Here is a 16002-nt window from a genome sequence, read left to right on the forward strand (position 1 = left end):
GTGCCAGCTACAGGCAAGCCGACGCCATACCATGAGGTGGCATGACGACTCAGCGAATCCTGCCACCAGAACGTCCCACCCTTGATGGGCTGGAGACGGTATGGGTAGGCCGCTGGGAGGCCGACGGGACCTACCGCTTCGACCGGTCCAGGACGCGTGAGCAGATCTACTCGATCGACACGCCGCCGCCGACCGTCTCCGGGTCCCTGCACGTCGGTCACGTCTTCTCCTATACCCACACCGATACGATCGCCCGGTTCATGCGGATGCGCGGCCGTGAGGTGTTCTATCCCATGGGGTGGGACGACAACGGGCTGCCCACCGAGCGCCGGGTGCAGAACCATTTCGGGGTGCGTTGCGACCCCTCGGTGCCGTACGACCCGGGGTTCACGCCGCCGGCCAAACCAGGCAAGCAGCAGGTGCCGATCTCGCGGCGGAACTTCATCGAGCTGTGCGAGCGGCTGACCGTCGAGGACGAGAAGGCGTTCGAGGAGCTCTGGCGGCGGCTCGGGCTCTCCGTGGACTGGTCGCTCACCTACGCCACCATCGACGACGCCTCCCGGGCCGCGTCCCAGCGGGCCTTCCTGCGCAATCTGGCGCGCGGTGAGGCGTACCTGTCGGAGGCGCCCACGCTCTGGGACGTCACCTTCCGCACCGCCGTGGCCCAGGCCGAGCTGGAGGACCGGGAGTATCCCGGCGCGTTCCACCGCATCGGCTTCCACCTGACGCCCGAGCAGCAGGCGCAGGGCTTCGCCGAGCGGGTCTGGATCGAGACCACCCGGCCCGAGCTGATCCCGGCCTGCGTGGCGCTGGTCGCCCACCCGGACGACGAGCGTTACCGGCCGCTGTTCGGCAGCACCGTGCGCACGCCCGTGTTCGGGGTCGAGGTGCCGGTGCTCGCGCATCACCTGGCCGAACCGGACAAGGGCTCGGGCATCGCCATGATCTGCACGTTCGGCGACGTCACCGACGTGACCTGGTGGCGCGAGCTGGACCTGCCCACCCGGGCGATCATCGGCTGGGACGGGCGGCTGCTGCCGGAGCCGCCGGAGGGGGTGCCGGCGGAGCCGTACAAGGAACTGGCCGGGAAGACCGCCCACAGCGCGCGCGAGCGGCTGGTGCAGATGCTGCGCGAGTCGGGCGACCTGGAGGGCGAGCCGCGCGGGGTGCTGCGGGCGGTCAAGTTCTACGAGAAGGGCGACCGGCCGCTGGAGATCGTCACCACCCGGCAGTGGTACGTGCGCAACGGCGGCAGGGACGAGAAGCTGCGCTGGGAGCTGCTCGACCGGGGCAAGGAGCTGACCTGGCACCCGCCGCACATGCGGGTCCGCTACGACAACTGGGTGAGCGGCCTCAACGGCGACTGGCTGATCTCCCGGCAGCGTTTCTTCGGGGTGCCGATCCCGGTCTGGTACCAGCTCGACTCCGAGGGCCAGCCCATCCACGAGGCGCCCATCGTGCCGCCGGAGCACATGCTGCCGGTGGATCCGTCCAGCGACGCCCCGCCCGGGTTCAGCGAGGCGAGGCGCGGCCAGCCGTACGGCTTCGCCGGTGACCCCGACGTGATGGACACCTGGGCCACCTCCTCGCTGACCCCGCAGATCGCGGCGGGCTGGGAGCGCGACGAGGACCTGTTCCAGCGGGTCTTCCCGATGGACCTGCGCCCCCAGGCCCACGAGATCATCCGCACCTGGCTGTTCTCCACTGTGGTCCGCGCCCACCAGGAGCAGGGCGTCCTGCCCTGGGCCCACACCGCCATCTCCGGCTGGATCCTGGACCCCGACCGCAAGAAGATGTCCAAGACCGTCGGCAACGTGGTCACCCCGATGGGCCTGCTGGAGGAGTACGGCTCCGACGCGTTGCGCTACTGGGCCGCCAACGGCCGCCCCGGCACCGACACCGCCTTCGACACCGGCCAGATCAAGATCGGCCGGCGGCTGGCCATCAAGATCCTCAACGCGGCCAAGTTCATCCTCGGCTTCGGCGAGCAGGACGGGCCGATCGGCGCGCCCGTCGACCTGTCCATGGTGGCCGCCCTGGACGCGGTGGTGGCCGAGGCCACCGAGGCGTTCGAGGCATACGACTACACCCGCGCGCTGGAGCGGACAGAACGCTTCTTCTGGCAGTTCTGCGACGACTACCTCGAACTGGTCAAAGCCCGCGCCTACGAGGGCGACGCCTCCGCCGTGGCCGCCCTGCGCCACGCGCTGGACGTGCTGCTGCGGCTGTTCGCGCCGTTCCTGCCGTTCGTCACCGAGGAGGTCTGGTCCTGGTGGCGGCCCGGCTCGGTGCACCGCGCCGCCTGGCCGGTCCCGGCAGGGCTGGCCGGGGACCCCGCCGTGCTGGAGGCCGTCGCCGAGGTACTGCGCCAGGTCCGCAAGGCCAAGTCGGCGGCCAAGCTCTCGATGCGCGCCGAGATCTCCCGGCTGGACGTCACCGGCGCCGAGGCCGGGCTGGTCCGGCTGGCCGCCGATGATCTCTGCGCGGCCGGGAACGTGGAGGAGTTCGTGCTCGACGCCGGAGACGGGCCGCTCGCGGTGAGCACGGTCATCGAAAATTCATGAGAAAAGGCGAAATAACGGTCACATGGCTGGCCGGGGGACGGGCTCCTCGTTAATAAATGGCTGCGCGTTCCCGGGCGGCGCGTGCCAGTGTGGATGAGTGATCTCGGAAAGGGAGCGTCAGATTTCAGAACGAGACCGGCCGCACCGGCGCGGCGGGCCCGGGGTGCCGCCCATCCTGAACACCCTGGCGGCCTGGAGCTGGCGGGTCATCGTGATCGGCGCGCTGATCTACGTGATTGCGATGATCATCGCCAGACTCAGCTTCGTCGCCCTGCCGGTGGCCATCGCGTTCCTGCTGACCGCGCTGCTCTTCCCGCTCACCAACCGGCTGCGCGCGGCCCGGCTGCGACCCATCTACGCGACCTGGATCACCATGCTGGTCGCGTTCGCGTTCATCGGCGGCGTGGGCTTCATCATCGGCGTCCGCGCCAACGAGGAGTTCCCCGGCCTGGTCGCGCAGATCCAGCAGACCGCGCGGGACGCGCAGAACTGGCTGATCACCGGGCCGTTCCACCTGAAAGAAGCGCAGATCGCCGACTTCGTGGAAGATCTGACCCGGCAGCTGGACCAGCAGCGCGGCCAGATCACCAGCACCGTGCTCAGCGGCGCGACCGCCATCATCGAGGTGCTCGCCTCCATCGTGCTGCTGCTGTTCATCACGTTCTTCCTGCTCAAGGACGGGGACCGGATCTGGTCCTGGTTCCTGCGCGCGTTCGGCGCCGCGGCGCCGCGGGTGGACCGGGCCGGGCGGGCGGCCTGGCGCACGCTGTCGCACTACGTGCTCGGCACGGTGGCCGTCGCCGCCGTGCACGGCCTGATCATCGGCGTGGTGCTGGCGGGCATGCGGGTGCCGCTGTGGGCGCCGTTGGCCGTGCTGGTGTTCCTGGCGAGCTTCATTCCGATCGTGGGTATCTTCTTCGCGGGCGCGATCGCCACCCTGGTCGTGTTCGGCGCCCAGGGCTGGGTGTACGCGCTGGTCTTCGTCGGCATCCTGATCGTGGAACAGCAGCTGGAGAACCACGTGCTGCAGCCGCTGATCGTCGGCCGGGCGCTGGAGTTCCACCCGCTGGCGATCATCCTGGTGCTGGCCGTGGGCGGCGTGCTCGGCGGGATCGCCGGGGCGGCCGTGGCCGTGCCGGTGGCCGCGGTCATCTACCGGGCCCTGCCCGAGCTGCGCAAGGACGAGCCGCCCGCGCTTCCCCCCGCTCCTGGAACGCCACCAGAAACACCGCCCCCACCAGGCGCGGGAGACGCCGTGCGGGAGACGCCGAGCCGGTAGGGTTTCAGTTCATGAGTGTCGAGGTCCTGATTCACCGGCTCGACCCCGAGCTGCCATTACCGTCGTACGCGCATCCCGGAGACGCGGGCGCGGACCTTTACGCGGCCGAGGACGTGGAGTTGCTGCCCGGCGAGCGGGCCATGGTCGGCACCGGGGTGGCGATCGCGCTGCCCGATGGTTACGCGGCCTTCGTGCACCCGCGCTCTGGTCTGGCCGCCCGGTTCGGTGTCACCCTGGTGAACGCGCCCGGCACGGTCGACGCCGGCTACCGAGGTGAGATCCGGGTCACGCTGCTGAACACCGACAGCAAGGACACGGTCCGGCTGCGGCGCGGCGACCGGGTGGCCCAACTGGTCATCCAGCGGGTGGAGAAAGCGGCCTTCCACGAGGTGGAACGGCTGCCCGGCTCGGCGCGCGGCGCCGGGGGGTTCGGCTCCACCGGAAGGTAATATCAAGACAAGGAGTGTGAAAGAACGTGTTCCGACGCCGACGCGGCGCGGCCGAGCCCATGGCGGCCCCGCCCGAGACGGAACCGGCGGTGCCGGTCCGCGAGTCAGGTCCATGGGACGCGGACGAGGGGTATCCGACCGCAGAGCGTGTCGATCTGGGCGGCCTGCTGCTGCCCATCGGGGCCGGCTTCGAAGTCCAGCTGCAGGTGGCGGGCGACCAGATCATCGGCGCGCTGGTGCTGGTGGAGGAGAGCGCGCTGCAGGTGCACGCCTTCGCCGCGCCCAAGCGCAGCGGCATCTGGGACGAGGTCAGGGTGGAGCTGGTCCGCGAGGTCGGCGTCGCCGGCGGCACGGTGGAGGAGCGGGAGGGCCCGTTCGGGATCGAGCTGGCGGCCCAGGTTCCCCAGCAGCCGGGCGAGGCCAAGCAGCCGGTCCGCTACCTCGGCATCGACGGGCCGCGCTGGTTCCTGCGCGCGGTGGTCAGCGGTCCCGCCGCGGTCGACCCGGCCGCCGCCGAGCCGCTGGAGAACGTGATCAAGGACATCGTGGTGGTCCGGGGGGACGAGCCGATGGCGCCCAAGGAGGCGATCGCGCTGCGGCTGCCCGCCGAGGCGCGGCAGGCGATGGAGCAGGAGCCGGAGCCGGAGTGGAACCCGTTCGAGCGCGGGCCCGAGATCGCCGAAATTCGGTAGCTTCGCCGGTTGGCCCCGGGCGGTTAGCATCGCCTAGGCTGATAAATCATGACAACTCAGGAGCCTCAACGTAAGGGTGGACCTGGCGGGCTGCGCGCCTTCTTCCGGCGCCTGACCAGCAGCCAGGCCGAGCTTGAGGCTGCCGAACTGCGCGAGGACCTCGACCGGCACGGCGCGACTCCGATCGCCTCGTGCGCCGAGCGGCAACGTTTCTGCGTGGCCGGTACGCTGCGTACAGTGACGCTCCGCCCCCGTGGCGGGGCGCCCGCACTGGAGGCCGAGCTGTATGACGGGTCGGATGTGATCGACCTGGTCTGGCTCGGCCGCCGGAAGATCGTGGGGATCGAACCGGGCCGGGTGGTCCGGGCCGAGGGCCTGGTGAGCCTGCAGGACGGCCGCAAGGTCATGTTCAACCCGCGATACGAGCTGCGCCCAACCGGATGAAACCGGAAATTTCCGGAAAAACTAGGAAACGGTGAACGACGAGTGAGTACCGCCGATGAGGCCGTGCCGGTGCAGCCCCCCGTGCAGCCGACTGTGACGGCCCCGAAGCCCGCGGAGTCGTACGAGACCGTGGAGGCCGCCGTCCGGGCTCAGCTCTCCAAGGCGTTCGGCGGCAGGCGGGGCACGATCGAGGCCGCCGTGCCCACGATCACGTTCACGCTGGCCTGGATCATCACCGAGCAGCTGCAGCTCTCGCTCATCCTCAGCGGCGGCATCGCCGCCGCGCTGCTGCTGGTCCGGATCGTGCAGCGATCCACCCCGCAGTTCGTGCTCAACAGCCTGTTCGGCATCGGCATCGGCGCGTTCTTCGCGCTCCGCAGCGGCAAGGCCGAGGACGCCTTCCTGCCCGGCATGTTGTGGATCGCGGTGGTCGAGGCCATCATGATCTTCTCGATCCTGGTGCGCTGGCCGTTCATGGGGTTCATGCTCGGGGCCACCAACCCCGAGGATCCGCTGGCCTGGCACCGCGACAAGGGCATCGTGAAGCTCTGCACCAAGGTGTCGTGGATCATGGTGCTGCCCGGTCTGATCAAGCTGACCGTGCAGATCCCGCTCTACCTGGCCGGGCAGGTGTTCTGGCTCGGCATCGCCAAGGTCGCGCTCGGCTGGCCGGTCTACCTGGCCGCGCTGGCCACGGTCGGCTGGGTGCTCGCCCGCGGCCGCACGGCCGTACAGCCGCAGGTCTAGTGCGGCGAGAGGAGCTGGCCCAGCTCCTCCTCGACCTCCTGGCTGGCCACGAACAGCAGCTCGTCGCCCGCTTCCAGAGGGTCGTCGGCTGAGGGGACCAGCACCCGGCCCTCGCGCAGGATCGCCACCAGCACCGAATCGGTCGGCCACGGCACCGAACCCGCCCGCTGGCCGACCACCGGCGCGTCCTCGGGCAGGGTCAGCTCGACCAGGTTGGCCTGGCCCTGGCGGAACGTCATCAGCCGGACCAGGTCGCCGACGCTGACCGCCTCCTCGACCAGGGCGCTGAGCAGGCGCGGCGTCGAGACGGCCACGTCCACGCCCCAGGACTCGTTGAACAGCCACTCGTTCTTGGGGTGGTTGATGCGGGCGACCACGCGGGGCACCCCGTACTCCGTCTTGGCCAGCAGGGAGACGACGAGGTTGACCTTGTCGTCGCCGGAGGCGGCGATCACCACGTGGCAGGCGTTGAGGCCGGCCTCGTCCAGCGCGGTGATCTCGCAGGCGTCGGCGAGCAGCCACTCCGCCCGCGGCACACTGTCGATCTTGATGGCCGTGGGGTCGATGTCGATGAGCAGGACCTCGTGGCCGTTCTCCAGGAGCTCGGCCGCGATCGACCGCCCTACGGCGCCCGCCCCCGCGATCGTGACGCGCATCAGTTCTCCTCGACCGGAATGCCGGACAGCACCTTGTTGACCCGTTCCATCTCGTTGCCGGCCGCCACCACGTGCAGGATGTCGCCCTCCTGGACCACGGTGTCGTCCTTGGGCACCAGCGCCTCGCCCATCCGGTTGATGAACGCCAGCCTGGCGCCGGTGGCCGACTCCACCTCGCGCACCCGGGCCCCGATCCAGGCCGGGTTGAAGGTCACCTCGGCCAGCACCACCGTGCCGGTCGGGTCCCGCCAGAGCGGCTCGGCGCCCTCCGGCAGCACCCGGCGCAGGATCTGGTCCGCGGTCCACCGCACGGTCGCCACCGTCGGGATGCCCAGCCGCTGGTAGACCTCGGCCCGCCGGGGGTCGTAGATGCGGGCCACCACGTTGTCGACGCCGAAGGTCTCCCTGGCCACCCGGGCCGAGATGATGTTGGAGTTGTCGCCGCTGCTGACCGCCACGTAGGCCTGGGCCGACTCGATCCCGGCCTCCTGCAGCACGTCCCGGTCGAAGCCCATGCCCGTAACCCGGCGGCCACGGAAGCCCGAACGCAGCCGCCGGAACGCCTGCGGATCCCGGTCGATGATCGCGACCGAGTGGCCGTTGTCCTCAAGGATGTGCGCGAGGGTCGACCCCACCCGCCCGCACCCCATGATCACAATGTGCATGCTCCCCGCCGGTCTGTGCGCCCAGTTCTGGTAGGCCCAGTATGGCGCGCGGAAGGAGTGCCGTGTGCGCTGGGCCACGCGTGGGCGACTAGCATCTCCGACGTGTCAAAAGTGACGGATTTTACCAAGCGCCTGCTGGTCGGGCGCGCATTGAGGAGCACCGAGCTGCACGGGCAGCTGCTCCCCAAGCGCATCGCGCTGCCCGTCTTCGCCAGTGACGCGCTCTCCTCCGTCGCGTACGCCCCGCAGGAGATTTTGGTCATCCTCTCCATCGCGGGCGTGGCCGCCTACCATTTCAGCCCGTGGGTGGCGCTGGCCGTGGTGGTCATCATGCTCACCGTGGTCGCGTCGTACCGGCAGAATGTGCACGCCTACCCGAGCGGGGGCGGCGACTACGAGGTGGCCACCAAGAACCTGGGGCACAACGCGGGTCTCACGGTGGCCAGCGCGCTGCTGGTCGACTACGTGCTGACGGTGGCCGTCTCGGTGGCCAACGGTGTCGACTACGTGGGCGCGACCATCCCGTTCGTGGGCGAGAACAAACCCGGGGTGGCCGTCACCATCGTGGTCGTGCTGACCATGATGAACCTGCGCGGGATCCGCGAGTCGGGAATCGCCTTCGCCATCCCGACCTATACGTTCATGGCGGCCGTCATCTTCATGATCGGCTGGGGTCTGGTCCGGATGTTCGTGCTCGGGCAGGACCTGCACGCGCCCACCGAGGGGTTCGACGTTGTCCCGGAACAGGTGGACCTGGCCGGATTCGCCATGGTCTTCCTGGTGCTGCGGGCCTTCGCGTCCGGTTGCGCGGCGCTGACCGGGGTGGAGGCGATCAGCAACGGGGTGCCCGCGTTCCGCAAGCCGAAGAGCAAGAACGCCGCCACCACGCTGCTCCTGATGGGCCTGGTCGCCGTCACCATGTTCAGCGGCATCATCTTCCTCGGTCTCAAGTCCGGGGTGACGGTCGCCGACCCGGCCCACGTCGCGAGCGGCCTGCTCGGCCCCGACGGCGAACCGGTCGGGACGTCCTACTACCAGGAGCCGATCATCTCGCAGGTCGCCTCCGCCGTCTTCGGCTCCGGCTCCCTGCTGTTCGTGGTGATCTCCGCGGTCACCGCGCTGATCCTGTTCCTGGCCGCCAACACCGCGTTCAACGGCTTCCCCGTGCTCGGCTCCATCCTCGCCCAGGACCGCTACCTGCCCCGCCAGCTGCACACCCGGGGGGACCGGCTGGCCTTCAGCAACGGCATCGTCATCCTGGCGACCGCCGCCTGCCTGCTCATCTGGGCCTTCGAGGCGGACGTGAGCCGCCTGCTCAACCTGTACATCGTGGGCGTGTTCGTCTCATTCACGCTCAGCCAGATCGGGATGGTCCGGCACTGGACGCGGCTGCTGCGCACCGAGACCGACGGCAAGACGCGGCTGCACATGATGCGGTCGCGGGTGATCAACGGCTTCGGCGGCGTGATGACCGGTCTGGTGCTGGTCGTGGTGCTGGTCACGAAGTTCACCCACGGCGCGTTCATCGTCTGCATCGCGATGCCGGTGCTGTTCCTGATGATGAAGGCTATCCGGCACCATTACGACGCGGTGGCCGCGGAGCTGGCCGCGCCGGAGGGCGACCTGGACACCTCCATGCTGCCCGCGCGCAACCATGCCATCGTGCTGGTCTCCAAGGTGCACAAACCCACCCTGCGGGCGCTGGCGTACGCGCGGGCCACCCGGCCGTCCACGCTGGAGGCGGTCAGCGTGGGCGTGGATCATGAGGAGTCGGCCCGGTTGCGGGAGGAGTGGGACCGGCGCGCGATTCCGGTGCCGTTGAAGATCCTGGACTCGCCGTACCGGGAGATCACGCGGCCGATCCTGGACTATGTGCGGTCGCTGCGCCGGCGGTCGCCGCGGGACGTGGTGACGGTTTACATTCCCGAGTACGTGGTCGGGCGCTGGTGGGAGCATCTGCTGCACAACCAGAGCGCGCTGCGGCTCAAGGGGCGGCTGTTGTTCAAGCCCGGGGTGATGGTGACGAGCGTGCCGTGGCAGCTGGAGTCCGCCGACCGGTTGACGGGGCGGCCCGAGCCGTCCGCGCCGGGGCAGGTGCGCAGGCCGTACGGGCGTGACGACACTCAGCTCAAGGCATGATGGAGGGATGCTCGAACTGACGGTTGGCGCGGTGGCCAATGGTGGATGGTGTGTGGCCAGGCACGAGGGACGGGTGGTGTTCGTCCGGCATGCGCTGCCGGGGGAGCGGGTCCTGGCCCGGGTCACCGAGGAGACCACCCGGTTCCTGCGCGCCGACGCGGTCGAGATCCTGGAAGCCTCTCCTGACCGGGTCACGCCGCCCTGCCCGTTCAGTGGTCCCGGCCGTTGCGGCGGCTGCGACTGGCAGCACGCCTCGCTGGCCGCGCAGCGCCGCCTGAAGGCCGACGTCGTCGCCGAGCAGCTGCAGCGGCTGGCCGGGATCACCCGCGAGGTGGTCGTGGAGGAGGTGCCCGGCACGCCCGACGGCCTCGGCTGGCGCACCCGCGTGCAGTTCGCCGCCGACCGCGACGGCCGCCTCGGCCTGCGCCGCCACCGCTCGCACGAGATCGAGCGCATCGACGCCTGCCTGATCGCCCATCCCGCCATCGAGGACCTGCGCGTCTCAACCGAAGGCTGGCGCGGCGCCGCCACGGTCGAGTTCATCGCCGCCACCGGTGGCGACCGCGCGGTCGTCGTCACCCCCAAACCCCACCGCGACGTCCGTATCCCCGACGTGGACGCCTCGATCATGCTGGACGAGGGCCGTCGCGGCACCCGCGTGCTCCAGGGCAAGGGCACCCTGACCGAGCACGTCGCCGGCCGCGACTACCGGGTTTCCGCCAGCGGCTTCTGGCAGGTCCACCCGGCCGCCGCGACCACCCTGCAGAACGCCGTCCTCGACTTCGCTCAGCCCAAACCCGGCGAATGGGCACTGGACCTCTACTGCGGCGTCGGCCTGTTCGCCGCCGCCCTGGCCGAAGCCGTCGGCCCCTCCGGCGCCGTCCTCGGCATCGAATCCGAACCCCCCGCCGTCCAGGACGCCCGCCACAACCTCCGCGACCTCCCGCAGGCCCAGACCGAACGCGGCAAGGTCGAGGAGGCCCTCGACCGCCTCGACATCCAGCAGGCCGACCTCGTCGTCTGCGACCCACCCCGCTCCGGTCTCGGCCGCCCGGTCGTGACCCGCATCGCCGCTCTGACCCCCAGCAGGATCGTGTACGTCTCCTGCGACCCGGCCACCTTGTCCCGCGACCTCAACTGGTTCGCCGAACTCGGTTACGACCTGGCCGAACTCCGCGCTTTTGATCAATATCCGATGACCCACCACGTGGAGTGCGTGGCGCTGCTCGTCGGGCGCCCGACCTAGATCACGGAAATGGAACGGAATGTCACGCCCTCCTTTCAGAGGAGGACGTCATGGGGACAGAAAAAGAGATCGATACGTGGGACAAGATTGTCTACTTGTTCAAGGGGATCTTCCTGCTGGGCGTCTCGTCGTATGGGATGTCGAGTTCGGCCGACCTTATCGAGCTGATCGAGGGCGATTCGGGGGCGCGATCGCACGGCGAGGAGGAGGGTGTGTCCAGCGAATAGGGGATTCGGTGGCACCCGCTGCTGGCTGACTTCGCACGCAGTTCTTTTCGCGTGGACGCCGGGGACTCCTGGTGCGGCCAGGACCGGACCCGACGACCATCCGGCTGTGAAGCCGGGTCAGGCGGCCATCGGGCGCAACAACAGCCCGCAGGTTGACCCGATCAGTCGATGAGCGACTGCAGCCGAAAGCCAAGCGCATAGGCGCTGAGCGGGCTCTCGCGCGTGGTTGCTGGCGGCCACGAAAGAAGGCTCTGATCCACATTTCGGGATCTTGTTACGGTCTCGTGCCTGATTCCGAGATCATGGCCTGCGTGCGATCTTGATGTGCGGAAGCTACTGGCCCACCTCGACAACGGCATGTCCGTTGACCGTGGTCGCACTGGTGAGTGACGCGAGCGGCAGCCCCGGATCTGCCATGCTGGTCTAGCGCAATGGGGCTGATGGCTTGTCGTTTCCCTGTCGCCGCAGGGGGGCCAGCCGAGGGCGCGTGCGGGGGCGCCCTGGGACTCGAGCTTCGGGCAGGCTACCGGCGTGTACCGCCAGGTGGCGGAATCGGCCCACCGCTTCGGCCACCCAGAATTGAGGGCCGAGACGGTGGACGATCAATGCCTGGGGACTCCGCAGCCACCGGACCACCTCCAGGCGTACATCTCCAGGGTGAAGGCCCCACACCCAAGTAGTGCGCGACAAGCGAGCCCAGTTGCCCCGGCGAGCGCGCCGGCGATGTCCCATCATCGCGATGGTCGCCGCGCGACGCTGAGCCGCCTCATCCAGGTCGGTGATTCTGATCCTGTCGGGTCGCAGAGCGGGCCCATCGCCGATACGCAGGAGGCCTGAGGGCAACGACTCGACGAAGAACCGCCATCCTGACATTGTGACCTCGGTGCGCATCGCTCGGCCTTTCAGCAGGGGATCCCCTTGGTCCTGTCGGTGGTGCTCGCCGACAACACTTCACTGCTATGGACTTCATGGTAGGAGGCGATCCGGTAGTCGTAGGTGCCCTCATCGGAACAGTCAGCGGCCAGGTCGCTGGTGACTTCGCTCTGCCGGGTGCGGCGTTCGCTGCTGCTGTCGGCCCCATCCCAGCCATACCAGCGCGACCGTGTTGTCGGCGACGCTGCAAAACTGGCTCTGGCACGATTGGTCCGCCGTTGACACGCGTCAGGGTCGACGACACGTAGATCTCCGGGACGCTGCTCGCACGAGCGGTGCTGGCGTATCCGAACACAGCGCCTATCCCGCCCTTGTACGGCGCTTGGGCGTAGCCCCAGCATCCGTTGGGCAGAGCAGCGGGGTGCCATTCCTCGATTTCGGCTCCAGCGGCACTTTGCTGGGAAGATCGTCGATGGACGGATCCAGCGCCCCGCTGCTGGTCAGCCCGCTTGGGTTAGCAAAGGCGGGTGTGGCGGAGATCGCGTGCAAGGGGAGGAAGGGCCCGCCGATACGGTCAAGTAGCGTTGGGATATTCCTGGTCCTGGCGTTCCAGGATGGTGCGGGACAATGGGGGGCATGGACGCGCACGAGCGAATGTGGGATCACGTCGATCGGGCTGCCGGGGGCCGGCGCTGGGGGCGGGAAGCCGAAGGGGTCCGCGAGGACCGTTTTCGGCGAATCGCGGCGGAGAGCGCCGTCCGGCGCGCTCCGCTGACGCGGCGGGAGGACGAGCGGGTCGTGCATGCCATCGACGATCTCGACCTCGATCAGATGACCATGCACTTGCCGACGATAGTGGGGGAAGCGCGGGAACACGGCGCGATCACCTTTGTCCGCGACGACCAGGGTGAGCGCGTGGCCGCACTGGTCCCCGTCGAGGTGGCGGAATACATCCTCCGGCTACGCGCCGAGGCGGAGGCCACCGAGTTGATCACAACCAAGCCTTCACAGAGCTAATCCGCCCGCAGGCTACCGCCCCGCGACAGCGATCACCCTCTCTGTCTAACCTGAGTGAGACCAGGGGATGGTCACGGAGGCACCAGTCGCTCCGTGGTTCTCTCACCCACCCTCCCTTACTTGCTTCCGGGCTCTGCCCTGCCTCTGCCCGTTCCCCGTGGCTTCGCTCGGAACCGCACTCTCCGCTGGACCGGTGGTCCCCACCCAGTCCTCTGATTCCCTCGGTCTCCGCCCGACCCCGTCATCCCCGCGGTCGCTCGAATGAAGCGAGCCGAGGCCCTGTTCTTCGCGGGTTGAGGATCGGACGGTTGGTGTGCTGGTGGTAGGTAGATCTTTTCGCGGGGCGTGTGACCTGCGGTTTTGTCGTGGATCAAGGCCAGGTTTTGTCGTGGCTGCCAGATAGCGTGAGAGCAGTTGTTCGGATCCGCTGGAGCGAAAGGAGGGCGTCTTCCATGCTCGGGTTTCCGTTCGAGGTGCGGGATCCCTCCCGTGCGAAGGGCGCCTCCGGACGCGAGCTGCCCGCGTTGCTGAAGGGCACCATGCTGGACCCTGAGTACGTCCCGCCTCAGCGTTCCGCCGACGACGCCCACAGAGACACATACGGGGGCGCGTGCGGCGGCGCATACGGCGACGCATGGCCGCAGAACGCACGGCAGCAGTTTCTCCACGATCGCTCCACCGACTCTGGCCGCTCCACCGACGGTGCCCGCTCCACCGACGGTGCCCGCTCCACCGACGGTGCCCGCTCCACCGACGGTGCCCGCTCCACCGACGGTGCCCGCTCCACCGACGGTGCCCGCTCCACCGAGGCCGGCCGATCCACCGACGGTGCCCGCTCGGCGGGGGCGGAGGCCTCGGCAGGGCCGCAGGCCTGTGGTGAGCCGGTGGGTTCGGGGGTGCTGGTGGCGGAGCTGAGGCAGCGTGCGTCCCTGCTTGCGGTGTCCGACCTGCCCGACAGCAGCGGGTTGTGTCTGGGTGAGACGGAGGAGTTGCTGTTCACGCGGGATCGGCTGGACTCGGCGATCGCCGCGCGGGTGGGGCGAGTGCATGCGGCCGGTGAGGCCAGGAGCGCCTCCAGTGGCGGGCATGCCTCGACTGGGACCTGGTTGCGTGCTTCGGCGGGGATGAGCGGCGGGGGCGCGTCTCGTCTGGTCCGGTTGGCGACTCAGCTGGCCCGGCTGCCCGTGGTGCGGGAGCGGTTCGCCTGCGGGGCGCTGGCGGAGGGGTCGGTTGAGGCGATCTGTCAGGTCACCGATCGTCTGAGTGATGCGCAGGCGGCGTTGGTGGAGCCGATTCTGGTGGAGTTGGCCGACGGCGCGTCTCCGGCGGAGATCGGCAAGGCTGGGCGGTATCTGCGTGAGTTGCTGGATCCGGGCACTCTGGAGGATGAGGCCGAAGACGACTACGCGACGCGTTTTCTGCTGGTCCGTCCGTCCAGTACGGGCGGTGTGGAGGGGGAGTTCCGGCTGCCCCGGGAGGCCGGTGCCCGGCTGCGCGAGTTCCTTACCGCTTATGCGAGGCCGAGGGGCAAGGACGATGACCGTCCGCTGCGGGTCCGTCAGGCCGACGCCCTGTCAGCGCTGTTGACCAAGAAGGTCACCACCGAATTGCTGGTCTTGGTCCGCGCTGAATCCCTGCCCACCGACCACCCCGCACACGCCGACCCCGCACCTGACGCCGACCCTGCACATGCGGCCTCCACTGCGGCGCCCGGCACACCCGGCACGCCCGCCACGGGGGTGCCGCCATCGCAGAGCACTTCCGGACACGCCGACACAGCCGCGACCGACACCACTGACCCCCATACCGCCATCGCTGACACCGCTGACACCGCTGACACCGCTGGCTCCAGCGATGCTAGGCCCGGGACAGCTCAGGCCGGTGACGGCTCGACCTGCCGCGCGAGCGGTCCCCGCCACACCGCAGGCACGGGTTCAGTCGGAGGAGGTACCGGCAGCGCAGACACGGGTCCGACCGGGACATGCGCCAGCAGCGCGGGCACCGGTTCAGCCGGAACAGATACCGGCGGCGCGGGCACGGGTTCAGCCGGAGCAGGTGCCAGCAGCGCGAACACCGGTTCAGCCGGCGCGGGTGCGGGGAGCGTGGGCTCGGGTGTGGGGCCGGTGGGGGAGGCGTGCAGGACGTGTGGGCATGCGCCGGACCGGCTGGCGCCCGGGCTGTTGATCGCCACCGGGCAGCTGCTGCCGATCTCCGATGTCCACCGGCTGGCCCGTACCTCGAGACTGGTCCGGATGGTCGTGGACGCCAAGGGCCGGGTGCTGGACATGGGTCGTGCGGTTCGCCTGGCCACGCCGGCGCAGCGGCAGGCCATCCTGGCCCGCTACACCACCTGCTACCGCGACGACTGCGCCATCCCCGCCGACATGTGCGAAATCGACCACGTCAGAGGCTGGGCCGACGGCGGCACCACCGACCTTGATTACCTCGCCCCCGCCTGCACCTGGCACAACCGAGACAAAGCAGCCCACCCTGAGCGCTACCGCCTCCGCCGCAACGAGGACGGCACCTGGACCCTGCTCTACCTCGGCAAAAGAGGCCGCTTCGCCGGACGATTCCGACGCTGAACCGAACCGGCACGAGCGCGCCACCCATTTGGGGCAGGGAACCGTCCGGGCCGACTCCGCGTGCCGACTCTCCGTTTGGTCGGCTCCGAATTCGTCGGGTCCTTTGGCGTGGACAGTGTGGCCAGTGCGGATGCCCGCGTGCCGATCTGCGGGAGATCGCGGCACTAGATCGCCATGACTTCCTCGTCGTCGCCCCTCGCTGTTGCCCCCGGCCACCTTCCCAAGGGACCCCACCACCTTCCCAGGGACAATGCCTCACAGGTCTCCCCGGCCGTTGACCCTACGGACTCCGTTGACCCTACGGACTCCGTTGACCCTACGGACTCCGTGAAGCTGTCAGGCAATGTGGCTAGTGCGCATGGTGTGAGACGCGCGGTCTCCGTGCCGCGTTGCTGTCCCAACTAGTCCATCGGTGCCAG

The 16002-nt window shown here is 69.3% G+C and carries 13 protein-coding genes; 11 read left to right on the forward strand and 2 right to left on the reverse strand.

The window, feature by feature from the left end:
- The first annotated feature begins 41 nt into the window (after window positions 1–41).
- The 6 genes from valS (at window position 42) to Aple_RS47525 (ending at window position 6175) form a co-directional block, all read left to right on the forward strand.
- Window positions 42–2564: a valine--tRNA ligase gene (gene valS, locus Aple_RS47500; RefSeq protein ID WP_155351382.1), complete on the forward strand. Its 2523-nt coding sequence runs from the start codon at window positions 42–44 to the stop codon at window positions 2562–2564.
- A gap of 163 nt (window positions 2565–2727) precedes the next feature.
- Window positions 2728–3843, forward strand: a complete 1116-nt coding sequence (locus tag Aple_RS47505; RefSeq protein ID WP_246265439.1) for an AI-2E family transporter — start codon at window positions 2728–2730, stop codon at window positions 3841–3843.
- Window positions 3844–3854: 11 nt separating this feature from the next.
- Window positions 3855–4292: a dUTP diphosphatase gene (gene dut, locus Aple_RS47510; protein WP_155351383.1), complete on the forward strand. Its 438-nt coding sequence runs from the start codon at window positions 3855–3857 to the stop codon at window positions 4290–4292.
- 26 nt (window positions 4293–4318) lie between these two features.
- Complete coding sequence (locus tag Aple_RS47515) at window positions 4319–4984, forward strand: DUF3710 domain-containing protein (protein WP_246265442.1); 666 nt, start codon at window positions 4319–4321, stop codon at window positions 4982–4984.
- A gap of 48 nt (window positions 4985–5032) precedes the next feature.
- Window positions 5033–5428, forward strand: a complete 396-nt coding sequence (locus Aple_RS47520; protein WP_155351384.1) for an OB-fold nucleic acid binding domain-containing protein — start codon at window positions 5033–5035, stop codon at window positions 5426–5428.
- Between the two features lie 42 nt (window positions 5429–5470).
- A complete protein-coding gene (locus Aple_RS47525; RefSeq protein WP_246265457.1) occupies window positions 5471–6175 on the forward strand; it encodes a DUF3159 domain-containing protein in 705 nt (234 codons plus the stop codon).
- Here Aple_RS47525 and Aple_RS47530 read toward each other — a convergent pair.
- Together Aple_RS47530 and Aple_RS47535 are read right to left on the reverse strand one after the other, a co-directional pair.
- Complete coding sequence (locus Aple_RS47530; protein ID WP_155351385.1) at window positions 6172–6831, reverse strand: potassium channel family protein; 660 nt, start codon at window positions 6829–6831, stop codon at window positions 6172–6174. The two genes, Aple_RS47525 and Aple_RS47530, sit on opposite strands and share 4 nt — an antisense overlap.
- A complete protein-coding gene (locus Aple_RS47535) occupies window positions 6831–7496 on the reverse strand; it encodes a potassium channel family protein (protein ID WP_155351397.1) in 666 nt (221 codons plus the stop codon). Before Aple_RS47535 ends, Aple_RS47530 begins: the two co-directional genes overlap by 1 nt.
- Before the next feature lie 102 nt (window positions 7497–7598).
- Between Aple_RS47535 and Aple_RS47540 the strand changes: the two genes are divergently transcribed.
- From Aple_RS47540 to Aple_RS47560, 5 genes are all read left to right on the forward strand, one after another.
- Window positions 7599–9635, forward strand: a complete 2037-nt coding sequence (locus tag Aple_RS47540) for an APC family permease (RefSeq protein WP_155351386.1) — start codon at window positions 7599–7601, stop codon at window positions 9633–9635.
- Window positions 9636–9642: 7 nt separating this feature from the next.
- Window positions 9643–10881, forward strand: a complete 1239-nt coding sequence (locus Aple_RS47545) for a class I SAM-dependent RNA methyltransferase (RefSeq protein ID WP_155351387.1) — start codon at window positions 9643–9645, stop codon at window positions 10879–10881.
- A gap of 50 nt (window positions 10882–10931) precedes the next feature.
- Window positions 10932–11108, forward strand: a complete 177-nt coding sequence (locus tag Aple_RS47550; RefSeq protein WP_155351388.1) for a hypothetical protein — start codon at window positions 10932–10934, stop codon at window positions 11106–11108.
- A 1509-nt stretch (window positions 11109–12617) separates the two neighbouring features.
- Window positions 12618–12998: a hypothetical protein gene (locus Aple_RS47555; RefSeq protein ID WP_155351389.1), complete on the forward strand. Its 381-nt coding sequence runs from the start codon at window positions 12618–12620 to the stop codon at window positions 12996–12998.
- 452 nt (window positions 12999–13450) lie between these two features.
- The gene (locus Aple_RS47560; RefSeq protein ID WP_155351390.1) at window positions 13451–15583 is read left to right on the forward strand and encodes an HNH endonuclease signature motif containing protein; all 2133 of its coding nucleotides are present in this window, start codon (window positions 13451–13453) and stop codon (window positions 15581–15583) included.
- The last annotated feature ends 419 nt before the right edge of the window (window positions 15584–16002 follow it).

Origin of the sequence: Acrocarpospora pleiomorpha (assembly GCF_009687885.1) — a bacterium.
GTDB classification, from domain to species: Bacteria; Actinomycetota; Actinomycetes; order Streptosporangiales; family Streptosporangiaceae; genus Acrocarpospora; species Acrocarpospora pleiomorpha.